At 57.5% G+C, this 23,216-nt stretch carries 12 protein-coding genes; 8 read left to right on the forward strand and 4 right to left on the reverse strand.

The genetic code is table 11. From position 1 onward, the window contains the following. The first annotated feature begins 302 nt into the window (after nucleotides 1-302). From HKX44_RS15990 to HKX44_RS16025, 8 genes are all read left to right on the forward strand, one after another. Nucleotides 303-1,787 (forward strand): inorganic phosphate transporter, encoded by a 1,485-nt coding sequence (locus HKX44_RS15990; protein WP_276152373.1) that lies wholly within the window; start codon nucleotides 303-305, stop codon nucleotides 1,785-1,787. 195 nt (nucleotides 1,788-1,982) lie between these two features. Next, nucleotides 1,983-3,764 (forward strand): CHASE domain-containing protein, encoded by a 1,782-nt coding sequence (locus HKX44_RS15995; protein ID WP_276152374.1) that lies wholly within the window; start codon nucleotides 1,983-1,985, stop codon nucleotides 3,762-3,764. Between the two features lies 1 nt (nucleotide 3,765). Next, the gene (locus tag HKX44_RS16000) at nucleotides 3,766-4,197 is read left to right on the forward strand and encodes a response regulator (RefSeq protein WP_276152375.1); all 432 of its coding nucleotides are present in this window, start codon (nucleotides 3,766-3,768) and stop codon (nucleotides 4,195-4,197) included. A 396-nt stretch (nucleotides 4,198-4,593) separates the two neighbouring features. Continuing rightward, nucleotides 4,594-6,015, forward strand: coding sequence for an FAD-binding oxidoreductase (locus HKX44_RS16005; RefSeq protein WP_276153145.1), 1,422 nt, complete (start codon nucleotides 4,594-4,596; stop codon nucleotides 6,013-6,015). Beyond that, nucleotides 6,002-7,819 (forward strand): hypothetical protein, encoded by a 1,818-nt coding sequence (locus tag HKX44_RS16010; protein WP_276152377.1) that lies wholly within the window; start codon nucleotides 6,002-6,004, stop codon nucleotides 7,817-7,819. The genes HKX44_RS16005 and HKX44_RS16010 overlap by 14 nt, the downstream gene beginning before the upstream one ends. Beyond that, nucleotides 7,816-9,630: a ferritin-like domain-containing protein gene (locus HKX44_RS16015; RefSeq protein WP_276152378.1), complete on the forward strand. Its 1,815-nt coding sequence runs from the start codon at nucleotides 7,816-7,818 to the stop codon at nucleotides 9,628-9,630. Before HKX44_RS16010 ends, HKX44_RS16015 begins: the two co-directional genes overlap by 4 nt. Further along, entirely contained in the window at nucleotides 9,627-10,949 is a 1,323-nt protein-coding gene (locus HKX44_RS16020; RefSeq protein ID WP_276152379.1) for a radical SAM protein, read from the forward strand. The genes HKX44_RS16015 and HKX44_RS16020 overlap by 4 nt, the downstream gene beginning before the upstream one ends. Further along, nucleotides 10,936-12,276, forward strand: coding sequence for a hypothetical protein (locus HKX44_RS16025; RefSeq protein ID WP_276152380.1), 1,341 nt, complete (start codon nucleotides 10,936-10,938; stop codon nucleotides 12,274-12,276). The genes HKX44_RS16020 and HKX44_RS16025 overlap by 14 nt, the downstream gene beginning before the upstream one ends. Here the strand turns inward: HKX44_RS16025 and HKX44_RS16030 are convergent. The 4 genes from HKX44_RS16030 to HKX44_RS16045 all read right to left on the reverse strand — a co-directional run bounded on the left by HKX44_RS16030 (nucleotide 12,255) and on the right by HKX44_RS16045 (nucleotide 23,018). Next, nucleotides 12,255-15,536 carry an AAA family ATPase gene (locus tag HKX44_RS16030; protein ID WP_276152381.1) on the reverse strand — a complete coding sequence of 1,094 codons (3,282 nt, stop codon included), beginning with the start codon at nucleotides 15,534-15,536 and terminating at the stop codon, nucleotides 12,255-12,257. The genes HKX44_RS16025 and HKX44_RS16030 overlap by 22 nt on opposite strands. A 323-nt stretch (nucleotides 15,537-15,859) precedes the next feature. Beyond that, the gene (locus tag HKX44_RS16035) at nucleotides 15,860-18,985 is read right to left on the reverse strand and encodes a hypothetical protein (protein ID WP_276152382.1); all 3,126 of its coding nucleotides are present in this window, start codon (nucleotides 18,983-18,985) and stop codon (nucleotides 15,860-15,862) included. A 17-nt stretch (nucleotides 18,986-19,002) separates the two neighbouring features. Then, nucleotides 19,003-21,786 carry a hypothetical protein gene (locus HKX44_RS16040; protein ID WP_276152383.1) on the reverse strand — a complete coding sequence of 928 codons (2,784 nt, stop codon included), beginning with the start codon at nucleotides 21,784-21,786 and terminating at the stop codon, nucleotides 19,003-19,005. Between the two features lie 14 nt (nucleotides 21,787-21,800). Further along, the gene (locus HKX44_RS16045) at nucleotides 21,801-23,018 is read right to left on the reverse strand and encodes a hypothetical protein (protein ID WP_276152384.1); all 1,218 of its coding nucleotides are present in this window, start codon (nucleotides 23,016-23,018) and stop codon (nucleotides 21,801-21,803) included. Nucleotides 23,019-23,216: the final 198 nt, after the last annotated feature.

Here is a 23,216-nt window from a genome sequence, read left to right on the forward strand (position 1 = left end):
GTTTCCAAAGATCGGCACCTTTGGGGACACCATTGCAGAAACTGCGGGCAGGACAACCGCTTAAAGCTTTTCGAGTTTAACTTGAAACACCATACAACCCGTTTTCGTCAGGCCAAAGGGAGAGGCCGCAAAGAAGGGGGGCAGATTTTACTCGAAACGCTAAAGTTGATCAGCCTGCCGCTTTTGAAGACAGGTGCGAAACCCACGCTGAAACAGGCTGACCAGGTGCTGGCGCATATGCACAGTTGCTTTTGCAGCCCATTCAGCGCTAGAGGACTCGCTGAAACAATGAGGTAACCTGAATGACGCAGAACCTGGGTGATCCACGCCATCTTGAGACACTGGACCGTGATCTTGAGCGTTACTCCAATCTTGACCGGCTCAGCAGCTATACCTCCCGACCTTTGGTCGGTCCGGGCATTTCGCTGGTTTTTGTGGTCTTGGCGGGGCTCTCTGCAATGCTGTTCTTTGGACAGGATACCAATACGGCGATTGTCGTCATTGCGGCCTGTCTTGGGGCCTATATGGCGCTCAACATTGGGGCCAATGATGTTGCCAATAATGTGGGGCCTGCCGTGGGTGCAAACGCCCTGTCGATGGGTGGTGCCATTGCGATTGCGGTGGTGTTTGAAAGCGCAGGTGCATTGATCGCGGGGGGGGACGTTATTTCGACCATCGCAAAAGGCATCATTGCGCCAGAAAGCATGGGCACGGCATCGGTCTTTGTCTGGGCGATGATGGCCGCGCTTTTGTCGGCAGCGCTGTGGGTCAACTTGGCCACTTGGGTTGGCGCGCCGGTTTCAACCACCCATTCTGTGGTAGGCGGTGTGATGGGCGCGGGCATCGCGGCGGCTGGCTTTGCAGCTGTCAATTGGCCTACAATGGGCAAGATCGCAGCAAGCTGGGTCATCTCGCCTGTTCTGGGCGGTGCAATTGCGGCTTTCTTTCTTTGGATCATCAAATCCCGGATCATTTATCGTGACGACAAGATCGCAGCGGCGCGCACATGGGTGCCGGTCCTTGTGGGAATTATGGCCGGTGCCTTTGGGGCTTATCTGGCGCTGAAGGGCCTAAAGAAAATCATTAAGATCGACATGTCGTCTGCCCTGTTAATAGGTGTGGCCGTGGGGGTTGTTGTCTGGATGATGATGATTCCGGTGATCCGTAAACAGTCCCAAGGACTTGAGAACCGGAACAAATCTCTCAAGGTGCTGTTTGGCATCCCCCTGATCGTTTCCGCCGCCCTGCTGTGTTTTGCGCATGGGGCAAATGACGTCGCCAATGCGGTTGGTCCGCTGGCAGCGATTGTGCAGGCATCGCAGTCCGGCGATTTCGTCAACACCGTCAGCATCCCGTTCTGGGTTATGGTGATCGGGGCGCTTGGCATTTCATTTGGCCTGTTTTTGTTTGGTCCCAAGTTGATCCGGATGGTGGGGGGGCAAATCACCAAGCTGAACCCGATGCGGGCCTATTGTGTGGCCTTGTCAGCGGCCATCACGGTGATCCTGGCCAGTTGGCTGGGCCTGCCGGTCAGCTCGACCCATATTGCCGTCGGCGGGGTTTTCGGGGTTGGGTTTTTCCGTGAATGGGACGCCGAACGGCGCATTCGTCTGGCGCGTTTGGCCATGCCCGACCAAATCTCTTACGGCCCCGAGGAACGTCGGCGGCGTAAGCTGGTGCGGCGCTCGCATGTGATGACAATTCTGGCGGCTTGGGTGATTACCGTTCCGGCTGCGGCGACCCTGTCTGCGGTTATTTTCTTTGGAATCACGCAGGTGGTGGGCTAAACAAGGACCGGGCTTCGCCCCGATACGATGTGATGCCCGCGCCCAGTGTGCGGGCGTCAGGACAGGCAAAATGCGCCACTCCGGATTGCTTGGCACCCTGCATTGGCGCAGGTACATTTTAAAACGTTAGCCCAGCCAAATAAACTTTTTGTAAACACTTTTCGCATATCAAGGTCCGCAACGGAGGGCCTGGGATTGTCGCAGATTGATGAAACCCCTGTAGATTCTGGAGGACAAATCAAGGCGTTCCACATCATTGTTGTGTTCCTGTCCTTGTTCCTGACCTTCTTCGCCTGGCAGTTTTCGCGCCAGCAAATTGAAACACGGGTCTTTCAACGGTTTGAAGCATCCCGAGACAGCGTCATTGCATTGATCGTTGATCGCATGGAAAAATACGAGGATGCGCTTTGGGCCGGTGTCGCGGCGATTGAATCCCATGGTGGAGATATCTCCTATGAGGACTGGCACGTCTTTGCCCAGTCTCTGGATATCCACGAAAAATACCCCGGTATTAACGGTATCGGAGTGATCCATTTTCATACCGAACAGACACTGGATGAATACCTGAGTGTGCAACGTGGCACCCGACCGCAGTTCCGAATTTTCCCCGACCACGACCAACCCATGTTCATGCCCATTACCTATATTGAGCCGGAAAGCAGCAATGCCGCGGCCATCGGACTGGATGTGGCACATGAAGTGAACCGCCGCTCCGCTGCCTTGGCCAGCCGGGACACCGGCACGTCACAGATCACCGGACCAATTACATTGGTCCAGGATGAAACCAGTACGGCGGGATTTTTGTTCTATACCCCGTTTCGCAAGGATGGTGTGCCGGCCGGGGCGGTTTATGCCCCTTTTGTGGTTCACAAGCTGATGGAAGGGTTGCTGGCGACTGAATTGCATAACGTGCGGTTCAGTATCCAGGATCAAGGCACAGTGATTTACGACAGACATGCCGAAGGTGATCGGTTTTATGACCCCGATCCGATGTATTCCGGCCATAGCGAAATTGATATTTATGGGCGGACATGGGTGGTCGATGTTCAGACTAACCTCTCGTTTCGGGGACAGAATACCTATTCGCAACCCACCTTCATTCTGGTTGCCGGGCTGGTGATCGAGGCGCTGATCATCGCGCTGTTGTTCCTGTTGGCGAAGGCCAACAGGCGTGCCATTGCTTATGCGGATCAGGCGACAGTGTCGCTCCAGCAGAAAACCGCAAGGCTGGACGCGACCAATAAAGAGCTGTTCATCAAGAATGAGGCCCTTGAGGAGTTTGCCTATATCGCTTCGCATGATCTCAAGACGCCGATCCGCGGGATCAATGGTCTGACAGAGATGATTGAGGAAGATCTGGAAGGTTATTTTGCTTCGCCGGAGGCAAACCCCGAAGTGCAGCAGAACCTGAAGCTGATCCAGACCCGTGTTGTGCGGATGAACCAGCTGACCCAAGGGATTATGGAATACGCTAAGGTCGAGGTCCACGCCAAGGAAAATGGGGTGCTGGATCTGGAACGGATGTTGGTCGATCTGGTGCTGGATCTAGGGCTGAACGACGGGCAGCTGGTGCTTGAAGGAGATGTCAAATCACTTGGTTTTGACACGATCAATCTGCGTCGGGTGCTGGAAAACCTGATCGGAAACGCTGTCAAATACCACCAAGGAGCCGAGCCCTTGCAGGTTGTGGTCTCGGCCCGGCAGGTTGACGACCGGTGCTGTTTCTCAGTCGCAGATAATGGTCCGGGTATTGATCCGAAGTTTCACGACCGCATTTTTAAAGTTTTTCAAACGCTGCGCCTTGCCGACATGCCGGAAAGCACCGGTATCGGTTTGGCAATCGTAAAAAAGGCCGTCGAGCGCAATGCTGGAAAAATTGGACTTCAATCGGAAGAGGGAAAGGGATCGACCTTTCGATTCGACTGGCCGGGCAGTGACACAAGCACCCAGCACCCGGTTTCAAGGGAGGCTGCATAAGATGAAACAGGACATGAATATTTTGTTGGTCGAAGATAATGATGTGGACGTCGAAATTCTGAAGCGCTCGCTAAAAAAGCTCGGCTCGACAGGATCGCTGTTGCGGGCAAAAGATGGGGTGGAGGCGCTGGAAATCCTATGTGATCACACTTCAAAAGAAGAGCTTTCCCATCCTTATGTGATCCTGCTTGACATCAACATGCCCCGCATGAACGGGCACGAGTTCCTCGCAAAGCTGAGGCAGACAGACAAAATCAGGCTTTCACGTGTTTTTGTTTTTACCACATCGGCAAGTAAAAGGGACGTCGCACTTGCCTATGAGAACAACGCGAATGGCTACATCGTCAAGCCGGACAGTGCCTCTGAACTGTCTAATGTTCTCAAAACTCTGCAAGAGTTTTGGCAGCTGTGCAAGGCTCCTGATGCAGTTTAGGCGTGTTGGTCTGGCGCCAGCGATCTTTTGAAAATGTAGTTTGTCTGGCGTGGTGACAAGAGTAGGGGCCATGCCGTCGATTTTCTTCCACTGTCATCCGAAGAATGTCGCCTCTGCGGTATGCCAGCGAGCAAAACCTCAAACTACCCGCGCCCCGCCTGATGACCATGAAAGGTGACAGGTGATTAAAGTTTGGCTAACCTCCCCAAGGGGGAGATATTTATGACGCATGGTGATCATCGTCGCCACCACCCGCGCCACCAGGCAAAGTGGAAGACGTTTAAGACAAAAGAATCTGGTTTACCGAACTACAAACAAAAACATTTAGACAAATTACAACAACGCCTGAGCGGTCGCATTCAATTGGCCGGGGCACCCGGATATAACGACGACCGCATGGTTTTCATGCATACTTATCAGCAATATCCGCAGGTGATTGTGTTTTGCGAATGCGAAACCGATGTGCTGGCGGCACTGGATTTTGCCGATAAGTCGCGCCTGCAAGTGACGGCGCGATCCGGCGGGCATTGCACCGCTGGATATTCGGTGAACGATCAGGTGGTCATCGACACCTCGGGTCTGAATCATCTGGTGGTGGACAGGCAAACGCCGACGGTGCGCTGCGGGCCGGGGGTTACGTTTCGCAAGCTGAACCGAATGCTGGACCATCACAAATTGCATCTGCCCGGTGGCGGTTGCGAAACCGTTAATGTTGCCGGGTATATGATGGGCGGCGGGTACGGGTTTACCTCGCGGTTGTTCGGGATGAATTGCGACCGTGTTATTGGCGTAAAGGTCGCGTTGGCTGACGGGACGGTACTGACCGCTAATGCGGAAGAAAACCAAGATCTGTTCTGGGCGATCCGCGGCGGCACGGGCAATCAGTTTGGTATTCTGCTTGAAGTTGTCTATGATCCGGTACCTTTGGACCGAAAGTTTTTTGGTTTCGGGCTGCGTTGGAATATGCGCCACAAACACGAGGCCGACATCCAGCGGGTGTGCCGTGTGCTGGAATCCTTGCAGGCTGAATACTCTAATTCTGGCCCGCCGAAAATGGGGCATCAGGCCCTGATGATGTACCTTCCCGACGCGGATCATCCCGAGGGGCAAATTCCCTGTTTGTCTCTCAGGGGCCTTTATGACGGCACCCGCGCCGAGGCCGAGGCAGCCCTTGGCCCTCTGTTGGCCACGTTGGAAGACCCGCGCAAGGATGTGGAAATCTGGACCCATAAACACCACTACACGCGCTTGAACGAACTGCTGTTGCAGACGGCACATCCGGCGGGGCACGACATGCCCAACGTGTCGATGAACACCAAACCGCTGGTCGAAGGTTGGCTGATCGAGGAACATCACAGCGCAGACCGCTGGCGCGATGTGGTTGATCATTTTCTCGAAGCGCCGGACAAAACCTGCTTCATCGCGATGGAATTTTACGGTGGTGCAATCGCCAATCCGAAACCCGATGAGATGGCATTCTTCCACCGCAAACCATCGGTTGATCTGTTCAGCTGGGCGTTTTGGACGTTTGACACACATAAGGAGGCTTCGATCGGCTGGCTTGACGGGCTGGGCGAAATTGCCGGACCGATGGGCAACGGACATCGCTATCAGAACTATCCGCGCCGTGGCACCCAAGGGTTCCTTGAAGCTTATTTCGGGGAGAACCTGCCGCGTTTGCAGGCTGCGAAGGCGAAATTTGATCCGCATAATATGTTTTGGTTCGAGCAAAGCCTTGGGTTAAGGCCGGACAAAAAACCGGGGTCCGAAGGCGTGCAGGATGAGGAAACAGGGGACGAGCGCCATGACGACCGATAGATTAAAACCCTGCACCCATTCGGACCCTGACACTTGCGAACCATGGTGCGGACGTGACCCGACGCAGGGCCGGATGCTGGGCATTTTCTTTGACCCACCGATGGCAATTGCGCGGGTGGGGCGCTCGAAAGAACCGATGCCCGCCTATCGCTGGAAACTGGATGAGAATCCGGCACGCGGGGTGCAGACCATGATCGAACCCGCGCCCAGTCTGATTGAAACCTCAGTGAAGGGCAACGGCCACCACCCCTTTACTCTGAAGGTGCAAACGCCACTACGCGTCACTTTCAAGGACCGGCATGGCAAGATCAAACCGGTGGCCCCCTTCTTTGAACTTTGGGCACGGCTTCAGGATCCGGACGGTACCGTTGTGCAGGTGCCGGTGACACGTCATTTCCTTGAGAAACGCGGCACCAGCCTGAAACATCTGCAATTTACCGTCGAGGCGGCCAACCGCAAAGCGGAATCGCGCACCAAACTGGCATCCTGTGCGGCGGTGGCCCGCAAGGTTTTCGCTGCGGATCACTATAAGACCCATCATCTGGACGCGATCAGCCCGCATACCGAAGGGCAGGTGCCGCTGGTGCGTGAGGACGCGCCGCTGCCGCTGGGCAAGATCAGGACTTTCAAGGAAAACCTTGAGAACATCAGCTGCAAAACCCGTCTGGATCAGGTGCGTATCCGCTTTATCCCGGGCAAAGGCGACAGCTTTGGTCCGCCCGAGGCCGCCAAGGCACCAGCATCGCCCCTGCCGGCAGGTGGGTTCGAGCCGCCAATGACGGAATACGGCCCGATCCACAAAATGACCCGCAAGGAAAATCGTATCCTCAGTTCGGACACCCCGTGGTCAGGGTATAATTTTCGCACCGACAACACGCCCAAATGGCCCACCCCGATGGACAGCTATGACGGGGCGCGGGTCGGGTCGGGCAATGGCTGGGGCTTGATCGACGACACTTGCGATTTGGTCCTGACCGCGCAGATTGCAGTGGAGGGCAAGGCGCATGTGGCACAGGCCCGTGCCATGGCCGGCCCGCCCGATTTTGCGCCAGACAAACGCCCGATGTATTCAATTCAGGACGAGCTGGAAGACCGTGATTTGCCGCCTGCAACGCTTGATATTGATGAGACACCGCTTGAGATACTAGACCTCTTCCGCCGGATTTTCGAGACCGCGAGCCTGATCAATCTGGATCAACGTCGCTCTTGGGCGCTGGATGGCAATGCGCAACTACTGGGTGAACCGGACGAAAATGATCCGGATTGGGACGCGGGCATCACGCCGCATCTGGGGCCGAAATCCATGCGCGAAAGTGATGCGCCCTATGCCAGTCTGGTGCCGGAATATACACCGGGGCAGGGTGACACAATAGAGCCCCGATCGGGCGCGAATGACCGCTTGCCCTATACCCAAGTGGTGCAACAGGTCCATGCCCGCATGTGTGACAGCCCGATCCTGCGGGCGTTTCTGTTGCGTGATCCTGACCGCCTGCGTCGGATTGTGCGCCCGCCATTTGCCCATGTTGCAGAGCTGGCGAAAATACCCGGTGTGCAAAAAGGGCCATCGGTGGATTTCGGCGCTAATGGACCCGACGACATCGAATTTCGCGACCCGCGTGTGACCATTGCCCAGACCTATGACATGCGCATGCCGCCCTATATGCGCCATTCGATGGGGGTGCCCCTGTCGGTCACGCGCCGGCAATATGACCTGTTGATGAAATATATTGAAAAACTAGAGGGGGAATGGAAGCACTCTGTGCAGCCACAGGTCGATACACCCGCTGCGGAGGAAAAAGCATGACCGGCGGACCCAGACAATTAAACAAGGCCCGCAAGGCCGACGCGAACGGCAACCCTGCGTACCCCCAGCCGGTCTTGGGCAACCCTGTGTCAACATTGATGGAATCCGGTGTCGGTAACTGCTTTCCGGGGTTGGAGTTTGACCTGCGCCAGCTGGATGTGCGGTTCTTTCCGGGGCTGGTGTTCGAGTTCCTTGGCATCACCCCCGCAGGGCCGGATGGCACGCAGGGCGCGCGGCTGACATATGCTTTTCCCAAGGGTGATCCGATTATCGCGGATAAATACACCGATGACGGACAGGCGTGGGTCACCGACCTGAAGAAACAATATGCCGGCCCTGCCGGGGCGGCGCTGGGCAGCGGCACATGGTATCTGCATTTCGTGGAACAGGACGGCAAGCGGATCATGCTGTATGATTATTCGCTTTATCAGAACGGTGTCGGGCTGGTCCCTTACGAGGGCGAAACTGCCTGGTGGATCATTCGTCTGATCGAGGCGGAAAAACCGCTGACCATTGCCCTGACACAACGCGCGGCGGACGGATCACCCAGTGGTTCGCCCGTGGTATTGACGGGGCGGCGGCGCATGTTCCTGAATGACGAGGGGATGATTGATCCGGTTTACCATCCCGGCGAGCTTACCTCCTCCATGTGCAGCCCCTGGACCCATGATTTTCGCGATTGCGCCTGCCATTACTGGGCGTCCAACCACCCCGATGTTGTTTTGGGCGAAGTGGATGATCCGCAACAACAATTACCCGATGGCACCGACAAGGATGACCCGGCGCAGGCGGTCACCTTTATCGACTGGATGCGCCGACGGCATCTGCCGCTCAAGGATGTATCGGCGCAGACCACCTTGGAAAAAGCGCGCCCTGATCGGTACGACCCTTATGAAATCAACCTCCATTGGGAGGAGCTGGATTTTGTGCTGCAAGGGCAGGAAAGTAAGGGGACAACGGACCTGAAAAAGCTGCAACCGCAGGAGCCCTATGAACAGCTGGAAGAGTTGATAGAGGACCTGCACGAATTGGCAGGAATGGAGCTGACGCTGGCGCTGGAATACCTTTATGCCTACTTCAGCTTGCGCGAACCGGATGGGGTGACACCGGAGCAAGAGATGGCTTGGCCGGGACTAACAGAGGATGTGCGCGCGGCGCGGCAATTGATCCTTTCTGTTGCGCTGAGTGAGATGACGCATCTGCGTTGGGTCAATCAAACGCTGTGGCTGATTTATGCGGCCTATCCAGAGATGGGATCATACGAACCCGTCCTGTCCCCGACCAAGATTGACGCGGGTCCCGATAGCAAGACAGGGCACAGCGGCACCGGCGTGTTGCGTCCTGCGACACAGAATGTCTTGCAAAATTTTGTTGATATCGAACGCCCCGGTGGGGATCTGGATACTGAATACGTTAAGTTGGTAGCCTACCTGCGTGAATACATGGATCACTTTCCCGAAGGTCTTTACCAACTGGCCGTACGTATCGACAGTGACGGGATGCAGCACTATCAAAAGTTCCGCGATGTGAAGCGGATACTGCAACCCTATGCGGCGCAAGAAGCTTTGTATCTGCGCCCTGTCCAAGAGGCCAAGCCGGATTCCGCAGAGGTTCAGCCGGCCTTGGATCTGGTTGATATCGCGCTTGAGGCGCTGCGCAAAGGCTATCTGATCGAGGCGAACCTTGGCGATATGTCCGTGGCCAATGCGGAAATCAAAACCGCCCGCGACGCCATGCACAAATTAAGCGATGTGGCCCTGTCCCTTGCCCGCAAGAACATCGGTGTGCCGTTCTTTGCGAGGCTGCAATGACGGCGGTTCTGCCGGAGTTGAAACAGAGGCCGGCCAGTGGTCTGGCTCATGTGGCTGATGATCTGCTGCTGATGGCTGAAACGGCGGCAATTTTCGGATTGTCCGGCGTACAGGCGGCAGAATTGCGCAGCGCCTTGTTGGCGGGGGACAGGGTGGCGGCCCCCGTACTCGCCCGCCTTGGTTTGGAGGCCCCTGCCGCTGGCATACCGCCGGCCCCCCAAATTCATCCGGTGCGGGCGCTGGCGCTGACGGTGTCGCAAACCTGCAATCTGGCCTGCGGATACTGTTACGCGGCGGGCGGCAGCTTTGGCGGGGCGGATACACGTATGGGCTGGGACGTCGCCAAGCGGGCGATTGACCAGTTGATTGAGGCAACAGTGCCGGGCGGCGGGGTCAAGATCGCCTTTATGGGGGGCGAGCCGATGGTGGCGCGTGATTTGATCCGTAGGTCCGTGACCTACGCCAACAAGCGCGGTGCCACGCGGGCCATTCAGGTCGGGTATTCTCTGACCACCAACGGCACGTTGATTTCACCCAAGGATGCCGCATTTTTCGCCCGTCACCGCTTTGCTGTCACGGTCAGCCTTGATGGTGGCAAGGAAGTGAATGACCGCTTGCGCCCTGATCGCGCGGGCAAGGGCAGTTTCAAACGCGTGGCCCAACGCCTTGCGCCGCTGCTGGATCATCGCGACCGGATTTCACTGGGCGCACGGGTCACGGTGACGCCGCAAAATTTGGATTTGTCGCAGGTGGTTGATGACATCGCCGCGCTTGGCTTTGCCTCGGTTGGGGTGTCGCCTATGATCTCGTCACCCACTGGACAGGGGGCGCTGGCCGGACAGGATTTTGCGAGGCTGCTGGCGGGGATGATGGCCTGCGGGGATGCGTGGATGAGTGCGACACTTGCAGGGCGCGCCCATCCTTTTGCCAATCTCGCAACGGTTCTGGGGGAACTGCATCGGGGCAGTCCGCGCAGCCATGGCTGTGGCGCGGCGCGTGATTATCTGGCGGTGGATGCGGCGGGCGAATATTCGGCCTGCCACCGGTTTGTCAAAGATCCGCTGGGTGCCATGGGGGATCTGGACAATGGGCCGAACGATGCGGCGCGCGCGGCGTTTCTCGAGGCCCGCACGGTTGAACGTCAGTCCCCGTGTCAAACCTGCTGGGCGCGGCGTTTGTGCGGCGGTGGGTGTCATCAGGAGGTGCTACATGCGGGGCGTCCGGCCTGTGATTTTGTGCGCGGCTGGCTGGATTACGGGCTACGGGCTTATGGGCGGCTGAACGCGGTGCAACCGGACTGGTTTGATGCTCAGCCATAAGGCGCAGGTTGCGGTTTTAGGCGCGGGGCCGGCGGGCGCGGTTACGGCGCGCCAGATGGGGCTGGCCGGTCTGGATGTTGTCTTGATTGATCCTTTCGTGCCCGTCACCGGCCACCAGATCGAGAGCTTTCCAGCCTCTGGCGCACCTTTGGCAGAAGAAACCGGTCTGCTGCGTTTTTTTTGTGAAGCAAGTGACGGCCCGGCAGAGGCGATGCACATGCAATGGCGTGACAGCCCGGAGACCCGCAGGTTTGAGGGCAAGGGGCCGTTGTTGCTGCATCGCGAGTCTCTGCATGTGGCGCTGCGCGAGGAGGCGGGGCGGCATACCACCCTTTTGCAAGCGCGGGTACAAAAGATCATAACATCCGTCCACGGGGCCAGGGTACGGACCAGTGCTGGCGAGGTCTGTGCCGATTTGGTGATTGATGCTCGGGGACGGCAGGCGCGCAAACAGCACAAGACCGATCTGACCGCTTTGCCTTTCGCGGCGCAGGGTAACCTGCCGGCGTTCTCAATGTGGCTTGAGGCGATGACGCAAGGGTGGATTTGGGTCAGTGCCCTGCCGGATGGCACCCTGCACGGGGCGGTGTTCCAGCCGCCCGAGGTGCTTGCGGGGATGGGGGCAGAGGAGCGTTTAACCTATCTTGCGGCCCGCTTTTCCCGCTCTGCCAACCTAAACCAGCTGCACGGCATCGCCGCAGGGAAACCGATGGCCGCCGGATTTTCTGCGGTGGATGGTCCGCTTGTGTCCGCGCGCCATCTTCTGGTTGGGGATGCCGCATTGGCGCGAGATCCGATCGCTTCGCACGGGCTGGTACATGCGCTGCGCAGCGGGGTTCAGGCGGCTGTGGCGGCAAAGACGATTCTTGACCCGGATTTAGACACCCGTGCTGCGCATAGCTTCTTGCGCCATAAACACCGTGCTGCCGTTGCTGCGGCGCGGCTTGCAACCCAAGGTGCCTATGCTGATCAATGTCGTTTCAAGACCAAGTTTTGGGCGGATAGGCCGTTGCCGGAACCACCCGCCGCCTTGCCACGGGTCACGCAGGGGCTGGTCACATTGGCCGCACCGCTAACCCGCGCTGCGGTGTTGGGGCACGACAGGATCCACTGGGCACCGGCAATCAAGCTGCTTGCGGTGGATGACTTTCTGACAGAGGCAGGGGGGCTGAACGCGCTGGATGTCGCGGCGGCCTGTCGCCCTGCGGCTTCTCTGCATGAGGTTGCAAACCGGCTGGGCCGGCAACATGATAGGCGGCTTGTCTTTCGCGTTCTGGAGCGTCTCACCCTTGGCGGAGCCTTTGCTCAGGCAGGGCTGAGCGTTTGAACAAGGGTGGCGGCGCGTTGGGTGTCCCAGCCCTGATCGTCAGAGGCCATTTTCAGCAGTGCCTTTTGCACCGCCTGCACCGTATCGGGACCCGGATCGGCCATGGCGATGTCGCATTGGGCGCGCAGGGCCAAGGTCAGGGCACCGGCGCGGGTTGCACTTGCCAAGGCTTCCTGACGCAGCTGGCGGGCCATCAGCTCCTCTCCGCGCGCGGCGGCAACTTGCGCCCGTAAGCGTAGTAACTCCGGTGCTGTCCAGGTCTCGCCGGTGGACATTTCAAGCGCGGCCCCCTCTGACAGGGCGGCCTCAGCTCCGTCAATATCATTGGCCCGCAAGGAAACATCCGCAATGAGGGAGGCCAGCAAGGGCCCGTAATTAAACGGATTTACCTTGCGAAATTCTTTGATCCGCAAGGCAAGATCGGACATCTCGGCAGGTTTTGGTGGCTCGGGCCGCAGGCACAGATGGGTTACAAAAGGAAACAGAAGAGCAACCGCCCGCATTACCCGGATATCGTGTTTCTCTCCCAGTTCAATCGCTTCGCTGGCAATAATCGAAAGCTCTGTGCCGTGCCGTGCAAGTGCCCCCAACATCACACGAAATGCCATCGCCTGTGCCATCGAATGGGCGTGACCGATTTCACGTGAATGTTCGATCGAGAAGGTCCCGAAATGGCGCGATTTGCGCAGATCACCGGTAAGCCAGTTTGACATGCACAGGAAGACGGCGCAGATTTCCGCATGGTCATAGCCATGTGCATGGGCCAGATGCAGATGGGCCTCCTTGTCGTATTGCGACAGGGCCATGTTCAGATTGCGCTGCGCTGTCACCTGATCAGAGCGGTGAAATGCCACAGCACCAATGGCGCGGGTGCCAATCATCACAAAGGTTTTCTCGCGGTTTCGGCGGGCGGTTTCCAACAGTGTTTCGGCGTATTCCTGCGCCCGAGGATAGTTGGCGCGCACCAGCGAATGGGCATAAAGCCCGTTCAGCGCCAGAAGCTCGGTCTTGCTGTCGCCCAGTTCACGGGCCAGCTGTACGGCCTGCGTGCCAAGGTCGGCGCTGGCGTCTGTTGCAATGCCAAATCGCGACCGTTCCACCGAGGCAAGTCCGGTGATGATGCGCAAGTGTTCCTGTTTGTGCGCGCTGGTTTCTGGCAGGCGCTGAATGGCGGCATTGGCCATTTCAAGGAAATGCCCGGCCTCAAGCAGGGCAGAACGCTTTAACAGGCTTTCTCCGGCTTTCAGCGCGAGTATCACTGTGTTTTCCCAATTGCGCGCGACATGGGCGTGGGTCGCCAGAAGATCGGGGCGTTGTAATGCCGGGTCATCGTAATATGTTTGCAACGCTGACAAGGCGGCCGCGTGCAGTTTGCGGCGTGATTTCCCAACGATTTGTTCGTAGATGACATCGCGGTAAACTTGGTGACGAATGACTGCTTCAGTCTGCCCGTCGGTGCCTTTTAGCTGGATCAGCCCAGTCTGTCTGAGCGCGTCGATGGCCGGTTGCATGGTGTCGGGATCTTGATCAAGAACCGCCGCCAGAAGTTCAGGGCTGGACGGGCTGTCCAGAACGGCAAGGGCTTCGATCACACTACGACCCATGCGAATGCCGTCCAGCCGCTTGGACACGGATTCATAAATCGTATGGGGAATTTCGATGATGCTGGCGATGTCTGCCTGATGTCGCGCGGCCTGCGCATTGCCTAGCGTCTCAAGCATCAGGGGATTGCCACCCGAGTGGCTGAGGATGTTGTCGCGGATCGAATGGGGGATCGGTTTGGCCCCGAAAATCCCCTGCAACAGCTTTTCACAGTGCCGCGGGTTAAGCGGTTGCAGGGTCATGACCTCGTGCCCGTCCTGCCCCTCCCAGATGTCGGCGCTGTCTGGACGTGTCGCAGCAACGATCATCAAGACGGCACCATCCTTGCGGGCACGTTGGGCAGTGCGCTTCAAAAGCTCGCGGGTTGATTCATCGGCCCATTGCGCATTTTCCACAAAAACCAGCGTCGGGCCGGCGGCACCGCGAATGATCCACCGGCTGAGCAGGTCCAGGATACTTTCGCGGTCACGCAAGGAGACGGCCACATCATTTCCCGATGGTGTATCCAGCCCGAGGAATTGCGCAGCCCGGATCAACAGCTCCGGTTTCGGCTCCCCTAAAAGGCTGGCCAAAGAGGGGGTTGTTGGCCCGCCGGTTGTCAGTGTCTCAAGGGCCTTGGCAACAGGCAGCAAGGGCGAACGGGTGCCCATGGCAGCACAATGCAGGTGCAAAACCCGCATGGAAGGATTGGTCTGTATCGACAAAAAGCTGTGGATCAGCGTCGACTTTCCGATGCCTGCATCCCCGGTGATGGTGATTGTGACGGGTGCGCCGGCCTGTGCATGTGTCCATAGCTGGCGCAGGGTGCTGGCCTCGGTGTCGCGGCCAATCAGGGCGGCGGGTGCTGCCGGGCCTTCAACCTCGTGGCGCAACCCCAGCACATGAAACACTTCGGTCCCCGAGGGCAGCCCTTTGAGGTCATGGGCCTCGACCTCGGAATACAGCACCGCATTACGGGTCAGATGCTGGGTCTTGCTGTCCACCACAATCGACTGCGGGTTTGCCACAGTTTGAAGCCGCGCGGCACGGTTGACCACGGGACCGACCAGTTGCATCGTATCCCCGCTTGATTGACCAACGGCGGCTTGACCTGTGGCAATGCCGATCCGTGTGGGGATGTGGAAGGATGCCCGCCCGTCAAAGGTAACCAGCCTTTCGGCAAGGGCGCGTTGCAAATCCTGCGCAGCCTGCACACAGCGTTCGGCAAAGCCGTCAAGCACACGCGGATAGCCGAACAGGATCACAACACCGTCGCCCTGTGACCCGACAAGATAGCCATCGCGCTGTTTGGCGATTTCCGTGGCCACCTGATAATAATGCTGCATGATGACTTGCATGTCTTCGATGCTGTGCTGCTGGCTTAATTCGGTCGAGCCGACAATATCGCAAAACAGAACGCTGATGCGGCGCAGTTGAAGCGGGGCTTCCTCGGGTGCCTTTTTTTGGGGGGGGGCGGGGCTTGCCGGATCGGGCAGGGTTTCCAGTGCGGCAAGCAGTTTCTTGCGTTGCCCCAGTGTCAGCCCGAGTTCCTTCAGATCGGCCTTGTCCAGCATCCGCAAGGTTGGCATGTCGATATCTTCCGCGGCAAACAGGTCAAGCAGATGGGACAGGCCAATCCTGGCCAGAAACTCTGAAATCTGCGGTCCAGGGCTTGGCATGAAAAGGGTATTCTCCGCACGAATGACTGACATGGTGAAAACCGGCCCGATGGCGCAAAGTTAGACGATACCAGCGCGCTTTAGCAATGCGGGCCTGTCATTTATCACTTTCTTTGATGATGTGCGGTCGTGTTTTTGGGCGCAGTTTATACCCTGCGTTGTATTTTAGGCGGTTCCAGCACGGGAGCTGCACGACTCTGGATCACGGAAAACGGGAATCAGGGGCACTGAATATCCGTCTGATCTTTTGGCCGCCGCCATAACACCTTATGCCAGATGCCCCTGCGGGGAACATGTGAAAAATTGCCTGTGGGATGCGCCTGCTAGTGGTTCTCCTCCTCTTCTGCGGGGTCCTCTTCTAGCTGGGCGGCGGCTTCTAATGTCGCTTCGCGTTGCTCTAGATAAGTTTCGCGGCGTTTCTTGTCATTGGCCACTTCACCCGCAATCATCTGGGTCTGCGCGGTCAGGCTTTCCACAACAGCGACAAAGTCGGCATGGGCCGCCCCGCCAGTCCAATCGCCGCCGTCCTCTGGTTCGCCGTTCTGTGGCGCATAAGAGCGCAGCGCCGCGATTAAACCGGATGCCGCCCCGCCAACGTCATTTAGGAATGTGTCATAGGCCGGGGTTTCGCGGGCCGGGTTCGAGATGTCGAATTCCGGAAAATCAGCGTCGCGCTTGGCCGCGTAATCCGCATCGGGCCCCAAGAGGCCCACCAACAGGGAAAGCTGGCGATCAATCTCGGGTGTTTTCACGGATGTGGGGGCAAGTGGGGGCGTGGCCCGCTCGGATGCGGCGGCCTTGAAACGCAACCAACTGACAAGTGTTGGAACCGGGGTGCCGGGGTGCCAGTCTTTCTTGATCGGGACCCGTTTCATGATCTGTGGGTCATCCGTATAAAGAGTTTCAAAATAGCAGACGACCTTCTGGCAGACGTTCTTTTGATCGGCCAGCACCTCGGGGGTGATGCCACAGCTGCGCCCGACTTCTTTTGCAATTGGATCACCGTCGATCACGATGCCATAAGCGATGACGCATTTCGACAAGGTCGAGTTCCATTTCATCGCGGTGCGGGCTTTTTTACGGTCTCCGGGGGATTTGAGGGCCGTCTGATACAGATGCCAGCCGGCTTCTATCTCGGCTTCTTTTTGCATCTTATAGGCAAATTCGGTTAAAGCGCGGGCCATGCTGGTTCCGATCTGTATGCCGGCCCCAACCGCCGTGCCACTGCCCATGCTGACACCGGATGCATCGGCCAGTTTGATCGATTCAGACGCAACGCCAAGGCTGTCATAGAGTACCCGCAGCACTTGCAGGCTGACCTGAACCCGCGCCGAATTAAGCCGCCCGTTGATCGCAGGCCCATAGACGGAACTGTTACCGACGGTCAGGGCCATATTGTCCATCCATTTGTTCAACTGGTAGGACTTGCGCACCAATGTGGTGGCGTCGATCAACAGTTTCTGGATCGCCACGGCCAGCCCGGCCCCTGGCAGAGCAGCGGCCAAAGCGCTGGCACCAACGCCGGTGATCACCTCAAGCGCCTGCCATTTCATGTTACACGCACGGGCTTCGGCAAGCAGCTTGTCCATTGCTGCCATCGCTTGCTGTTCTTTTTCGACCGAGTCGAGATCTTGTGGCGGTTTGCCGGCATCCTCCAGAAGTTCGTTCAATACTTCTAACTCGCGCGCACTCGCGTCTTCGATCTGGGCGAAAAACTCGTCGCGACGAGCTGGGTCTTGCAGATCTCTCTTGAAATCCGACATTGCGCGGGCCTTGCGGGCGTTCTCCTGCTCGGCCAGAAACTTTTTCTGCTCCATCAGGGCTTCGGCACTGTCGCTGGGTGCTTCCATTCCGAGGCTCGGCTTTGCGGTGCCTGCAAGGGCCTGCGCTGCATCCGCGTCATTATTGAAAATATCATTTTCAACCTGCGTCTTTTGGAGCAATGCAGCCGCTGACCCCATTTCGATGTCTTCGCCGGCCTTCACCGTGTAGGTGCCACCCGTAATTGCAGGCATGGCACCTGCCAAGGCGACGCTGATTGCGGAGAAGCCGACATTGGCCAAGATCACCTTCAAATCAACCTTGCCGCCGTCACTGGCAACCACATCTGCAAGATGTTTCGCGATGGCGGGAATGTTGGAGGCGACAAGAATGGCTCCCTGAATGGTCAACCCCATCTGTTGCCATTTGGCCTGATCGCCCAGCACGGTATTGCCTTGATCATCGGTGCCGCGTTTGACATCGCCCGCGGCAAAACTGGCCCCAACGGCGCCCGCAATGCCGGTCAGTGCTTCGGTGATGGCAGCGACGCCGCCGTTGTAATCTCCGTCAGCGAATTTCATCGTTGCGGTGAAAAGGCTGAACCCGGTGTTTCCGCCCGCAATCAGCGCAGTGACTGATTTCGAGGCGATGTTCATCTGGGTCTGGAACGCCGATGTAAATGCTGTCGAGGCATCCGAGGCCACCACATTAGCAGAATAGACCGAAATCGACGCGGCGGCCGCATTGCCCAAGGCGTTGAACGCCGCTTTGGCGACCCCTGCCGCGAAGGTCCTGCGCCGCCCGTCCTCTGGTTTGTCCAAAGTGGAATCCAGAATGCTTAACCCACCTACCAAAACGGTGGTTGTCATTGTGACGGCGGCAACCTGCAAAGCCGCCTCGCGCCCCTGCTGCTTGAGAGCGTTTAACCTGTCGATATTTTCCAGTTGCTCGGGGCTCGCCGTGCCCGCTGTTTTTGCGGCATTGTCTCTGGCGAGGTCCAGCGTGTCCTGACGCGTCATAGTTTGCGCCTCGAAACTGTTGATCTTGATCGCGTCACCCGCAAGCGAGCCCATCAGGGAGACCACATCGGTGCCGATCTTGATGCCGCGTTTTACATTGGTGTATTTCGATGCGGACTTGGAGTAATCCTCCAGCTTGGTTTGGTAGATTTCGCAAGCGCCGTTAAAAACCTGCGCTTCCTGACTGTATTTGTCCGCAACCGCATTGGAAGGGATCACATCCGCCTGTACCAGTGGTGTCCATAATTCGCGGGTAATATCGGCAGGGGTGAACAGCGGATTGCCATCCGCATCTGTCGCGGCCTCCATTTCGGCCTGCAAATCAAACAGTTTTTCATGCAGCCGTGCCAGCTCGCGCACGGCCTCGTCATCAACTTCGTAGCCGTCAACAAGATCATGCGTGGTATCAACCTCGTCATCGCGGTCGCCGTTTTTCCAATCCATGGTCCGGTTGGAGCGTTCGATCAGACCAAGAAATTTCTTGCGTTTCCATTCGACCTGTAGCGCGTCCGACGCGGCCATCAGGTCATCCTGTAAATCCGAAATTTCATCCGTCACTTCTGCAAGAAGCTGGTTGCGTTCGTCTTGTCGTGCGATCAGCGCGTCAAAATCTATTGCGCTTTGCTGGGTCTTGGCGAGCCATTCGATCTCTGGACTGGAAAAAGCCATGTTTATCTCCGCTCGGGTTAATCTTTGATTGCAGTCAAAAGCCGCATTTCCAGAAGCGGCAGCGCTTTGCGCGCGCTCACCATCTGATCAGAGGCTTCCGCTGTAGCAAAAGGATGGCTGCGAAAGTGCTGCATCGGGGCGAAACTATCGAATAATGCCATCAGCTTGCGCAGCTCTTGCAGGGCGGTTTTTCGGGCGATCTTGCGATCCGAAATGGTCTCGCTGCGGTCCGCCACACGGGCAGCCTGCCGGCTCATCTCAGCAAGGTTCACCTGTTGCAGCGACCCTTGCAAGTTGGTGAAGAAACCATTGATGCTGTTGGCATCAAGCGGCGGTTGATCAAGCTGGTTGCCCCCGTCGGTTGCGCCAGCGGGTTCGATCACGTCTTCGACAAAAGTACCCAGTTTGATCGAGAATAGCTCGGTTTCATGGGCGCAGTTTCTGGCGGCGGTCGTCAGATCACCGTCCATAATTGCGTTGGCCTTGCGCACATCCGCCGCGAGTTGAGCCGCGCGGCTGTTGAGCCCTTGAAGCTTGGCCAGACCGTCAATATAGCCGCCGGTTTTTTTGGTTTCAGCTTTTAATCCGTCGCGCTCTGCTTCCAATCGGGTGATCTCACTCTGGTCTCCCTTGAGGGCGTCTTTGGTTTCATCCAGAAGCGTTGTCAGCTCTGAAATGCCGCTTTTGAATTCCTCTTTTTTGGCTTCGTTGGCATCATGATCCAGCTGGCCGGAACGCGCGACGCTCAGCAAGGCCTCTACATGTTCGGCCTCCACCGCCTCCAACGTTTCACCCGCCTTTTGCTTTTTCAGGATAGAAAGCAGCCAGCCCAGGTTTCCGTTGATCTGGATCAGCGCCGCTGCCGCCTGCTTGAGTGACGCGGGCGAACGCTCTGCAATCTGGTCCCGGATCGTCGACATACGCGCGACTTCGGGTCCGTAATACCCGTCAAATTGGACAAAGCCGGTCTGGTCTTTCTTAAGCCGTTTGCCGATCGATTCGATGATCTGGTCCACAGCGTCTGCCTGTTTTGCAAGCGACCGTTTCAAGGTCTGCAACTCAAGCATTTCGGCGCGGAAGGTCATCACGCGATTATGCAAATCGTCTGTATCCTGGGTCACCGTTTCCTGTGGCTGCGTCAGGTGGTTTGCGCGCAACGCCCCCAGCTCGGTCGTGAAGTCCAAAAGGCGACCGGGTTCATACAGCGGGAACAGTTTCTTCGTTTTGGCGATGCTCTTTTCCACCCGGGTGAACCCTTCTGAAAGGGTGACATAGATGTCCGGGTTTTCCTCAATCGTTCTGATAAAGGTCGCGACTCCGGCAAGGTATTCATCCGCCGTTTTCAATGCATCCACTGAATCGCTTTCGATCAGCTGTCTTGCGGCAAGCATCTGAAGTTCGATTTCTTCCAGCGCACCACGCGGCAAATCGCGGTTCTTTTTCTTGCCTTTCTGTTCGCCGGATTTGGTATCTTTTTGGGTGATGATTTCACCGGCGCTGTTGGTTTTGAAAAAATCATGAAATTTGTCTTCAAGTACGGCTAGCTCGACCTGCATCTCGGCGGGTTTGAGGTTGGAGCGGCGCAAGTCCTGCTCCTTGGCCTTGTCCAGCCGCGCCCGCACATATTCAGCGACTTCGCGCGCATCCTCTAGGACCTGAGGCATATGGGCCTGCACCTCTGCCAGACGCATACATTCATCCAGTTTGCGTTGGCATCTTTCGGGGCGCACCCGATGGCCGTTTGCGCGCAAGGTGGCAATGTCGGTTCGCGTATCAGCCCAAATTTGCACCACTTGCAGAGCTTGATTATGCGCTGCCGTGACTTCCTGACCCAGATCTGTGACCTGTTTCAGATAGGTGTCGCGCAGATCGGGGGCGTTGGTGGCAATGGCATTTTGGATAGTTGCGGACAGGGCTTCATGCCGGTACTCGAATTGTTCTGCAACGGTTGGCATCCCCTTGCCGCGCAACAGGGAAATTTGCGAGGCCACTTCGCCCATCGGGCCGTCCAGATCACCGTGTTCGCTCACCGGGGTATCAAGGGCGGTGGCACCGGTACGGGCTGTGCGATATGTGTTCAGTTGGGTTTGTGTTTGGGCAACGCGGTCAATCGCGGCCGCCAGATCACCCGTGCCGACAATCAAAATGGCCTGTTCCAGCATCCCGAACAGAATTTTATATTCGGCCCCGTTAATTATTGCATAACTCAGGGTCTTGCCGTCGCTCACGGAGGTGATTTTCATCACCTCAGCGCGGGCCCGTTCGATATTGCCTTGGACCATCACATGCTGTTGGCGGAATTGCGCCAGCAGATCCTGATCCAGGTCCTCAAGAGGCACGGCACCACCTTGAGCTTCCAGTCGGCGGATTTCCTCGCGCACATCCGCCACATCTTGCCTAAGGTGCCCTTCAACGGCCCGCAATTGCGCGACATGGGCATCAACCCGCTCGACAATGGCAAGGTCGGCCTTGTCGCTGGCTTGCACAATTGCCAGATCCTCGCGTTCCTGCTGCAAGGCGTCGATGTCGGCATCCGCTGGCGGGTTCGCAATTGCTGCGTCCAGGGCGTCCAACCGGTCTTCCTGCTGGGCAATCACGTCGCGCAAAAGCGCGCTGCGATCCCCGTCCAATGCAAAGGCACGGTCTTCTTGCAGTTGGCGTTTCGGAGAGGCGCGTAGGTTTTCGGCATCTGGGCGCGAGGTGTTTCTGCCGCGAAGGGATTTCCAGCCACGCGCACGGTTAAAGGCAGCAATCCACTCGCTTACCGGTGTATCCAATACAAGATTGGGTGATTTACTCATGATGTTTTCTCCGGTCAGGCGGCGACGGCTGCGGCAGCGCGGTCAATTTCATCCAGCGCCTTACCCAGATGACTGCGCAGATCGACGGTCACGCCGAACGGGTTTTGTTCACAAAGTGTGATCAATTCATTGCCGTCCAGAAATGTGCGGTATTCCTTGCATTGTGCTTGCAGGGCCGCGGCGGCTTTCGGGCGGCCAGCCGCGTCAACATTCCGGAAATCCATCAGATGTTTCATCAAGGCGGTCTGGTTGCCCTGTGTGATGCCGTTCAGGCCCATCTCGGCGATGCGTTCCAGATCGGGGTCGGGAATCTGGCGGATTTTGTTTTGCAGTGCTGAAATTGCGCTGTCGGTTGCTTCTTTTGCGGTGTTCCAGATTGTCAGCGGGTCCGTGTCGGGCGTGGCGTCTGACGGCGACGCGGCGACAGTCTTCAAACCTTGTTGTATCGCGCGCAGCCCGCTCAGGGCCGGATCAACTGCGCCATCGCGAATATGCCCGATCACGTCGCGCAATTCACTTTTCAGGGCGGCGCTTTGCTCACCTTCCGGCAGGGCTTTCACTTTGGGGGCAAGCTGTGCCGCAGCTTCCTGAAGTTTCTTCAACGTTGCCGGGTCACCGCGTGGTTTTTCAATGGTGGTTGCGCCGCCATCCGGGGCAACGGGGGCTTCGGCGTCACGCGAGGCTGATAGCTTTTTTAGAACCTGTTCAATCGTATCAAGCGTTTTGGCCGCATCGTCAGCCTTGCCGGCCTTAAGCTGCGCGACAGCTGCGCCAAAGGCCTGTCGCAGCTTGTCTCCCGACGGGCTGGGCACCGCCATCACCTCAGGTTGCAGGGCTTTTGCCCGCGCAGCCAGTGCTTTCAGATCGCCGCCGCTTTGATCCGGGGCGGGTGTTTCCTCCACCGCTTCCGGTGTCGGAGAAGGTTCAGCTGCTGTTTCGGGGGGAGGAGCGGCTGCGGCTGGCTGGCTTTGGGTCGTCTGTGGCGCTGTCTGCGGCGGGGCATCATCCGGATCGTCCGGCAGATCTTCGATGTCCTCTTCCGTGACGTTGCCGTCCATGTCCAGAATGCGGACGTTCTTGGACACTTTGTTTAATTTCAGGAACTTCTTAACTTTCTTGGCCAGTGCAGGCATAGCCTTTTCGCACTGTAAAGAAATGACCTTGCCTTCCATCTGCAATGTACCAAACGCCACCTTGGGCCCGTCGCCGGAGGCCCGCAGGGATTTTGCCATAACCGCGGCTGGTTTTTTGCGATGTAGCCCGAAGAGGTCTGTTTCGACCTTTGATCCGGGGCAGTAGGCGAATGAAATTGGCGCCGCTCGTGAAAATTTTAATAACTTCTTTAATTCGGCACCCTCAACGGAAAAATCCGACACTCCGAGTCTCCTGATATGTAGTGTACAACGACCGTAATTTGCCGCTACGTCAAC

The organism is Sulfitobacter sp. M05 (assembly GCF_029285175.1).
In the GTDB taxonomy this organism is placed as follows: Bacteria; Pseudomonadota; Alphaproteobacteria; order Rhodobacterales; family Rhodobacteraceae; genus Sulfitobacter.

Bases quoted from the DNA above. Each gene is read 5' to 3' on its own strand.
- HKX44_RS16015 (WP_276152378.1), top strand. From the start codon at position 7,816: ATGACCGGCGGACCCAGACAATTAAACAAGGCCCGCAAGGCCGACGCG.
- HKX44_RS16035 (WP_276152382.1), bottom strand. From the start codon at position 18,985: ATGGCTTTTTCCAGTCCAGAGATCGAATGGCTCGCCAAGACCCAGCAA.
- HKX44_RS15990 (WP_276152373.1), top strand. From the start codon at position 303: ATGACGCAGAACCTGGGTGATCCACGCCATCTTGAGACACTGGACCGT.
- HKX44_RS16040 (WP_276152383.1), bottom strand. From the start codon at position 21,786: ATGAGTAAATCACCCAATCTTGTATTGGATACACCGGTAAGCGAGTGG.
- HKX44_RS16045 (WP_276152384.1), bottom strand. From the start codon at position 23,018: ATGGCAAAATCCCTGCGGGCCTCCGGCGACGGGCCCAAGGTGGCGTTT.
- HKX44_RS16020 (WP_276152379.1), top strand. From the start codon at position 9,627: ATGACGGCGGTTCTGCCGGAGTTGAAACAGAGGCCGGCCAGTGGTCTG.
- HKX44_RS16000 (WP_276152375.1), top strand. From the start codon at position 3,766: ATGAAACAGGACATGAATATTTTGTTGGTCGAAGATAATGATGTGGAC.
- HKX44_RS16005 (WP_276153145.1), top strand. From the start codon at position 4,594: ATGGTTTTCATGCATACTTATCAGCAATATCCGCAGGTGATTGTGTTT.
- HKX44_RS16025 (WP_276152380.1), top strand. From the start codon at position 10,936: ATGCTCAGCCATAAGGCGCAGGTTGCGGTTTTAGGCGCGGGGCCGGCG.
- HKX44_RS16030 (WP_276152381.1), bottom strand. From the start codon at position 15,536: ATGCCAAGCCCTGGACCGCAGATTTCAGAGTTTCTGGCCAGGATTGGC.
- HKX44_RS16010 (WP_276152377.1), top strand. From the start codon at position 6,002: ATGACGACCGATAGATTAAAACCCTGCACCCATTCGGACCCTGACACT.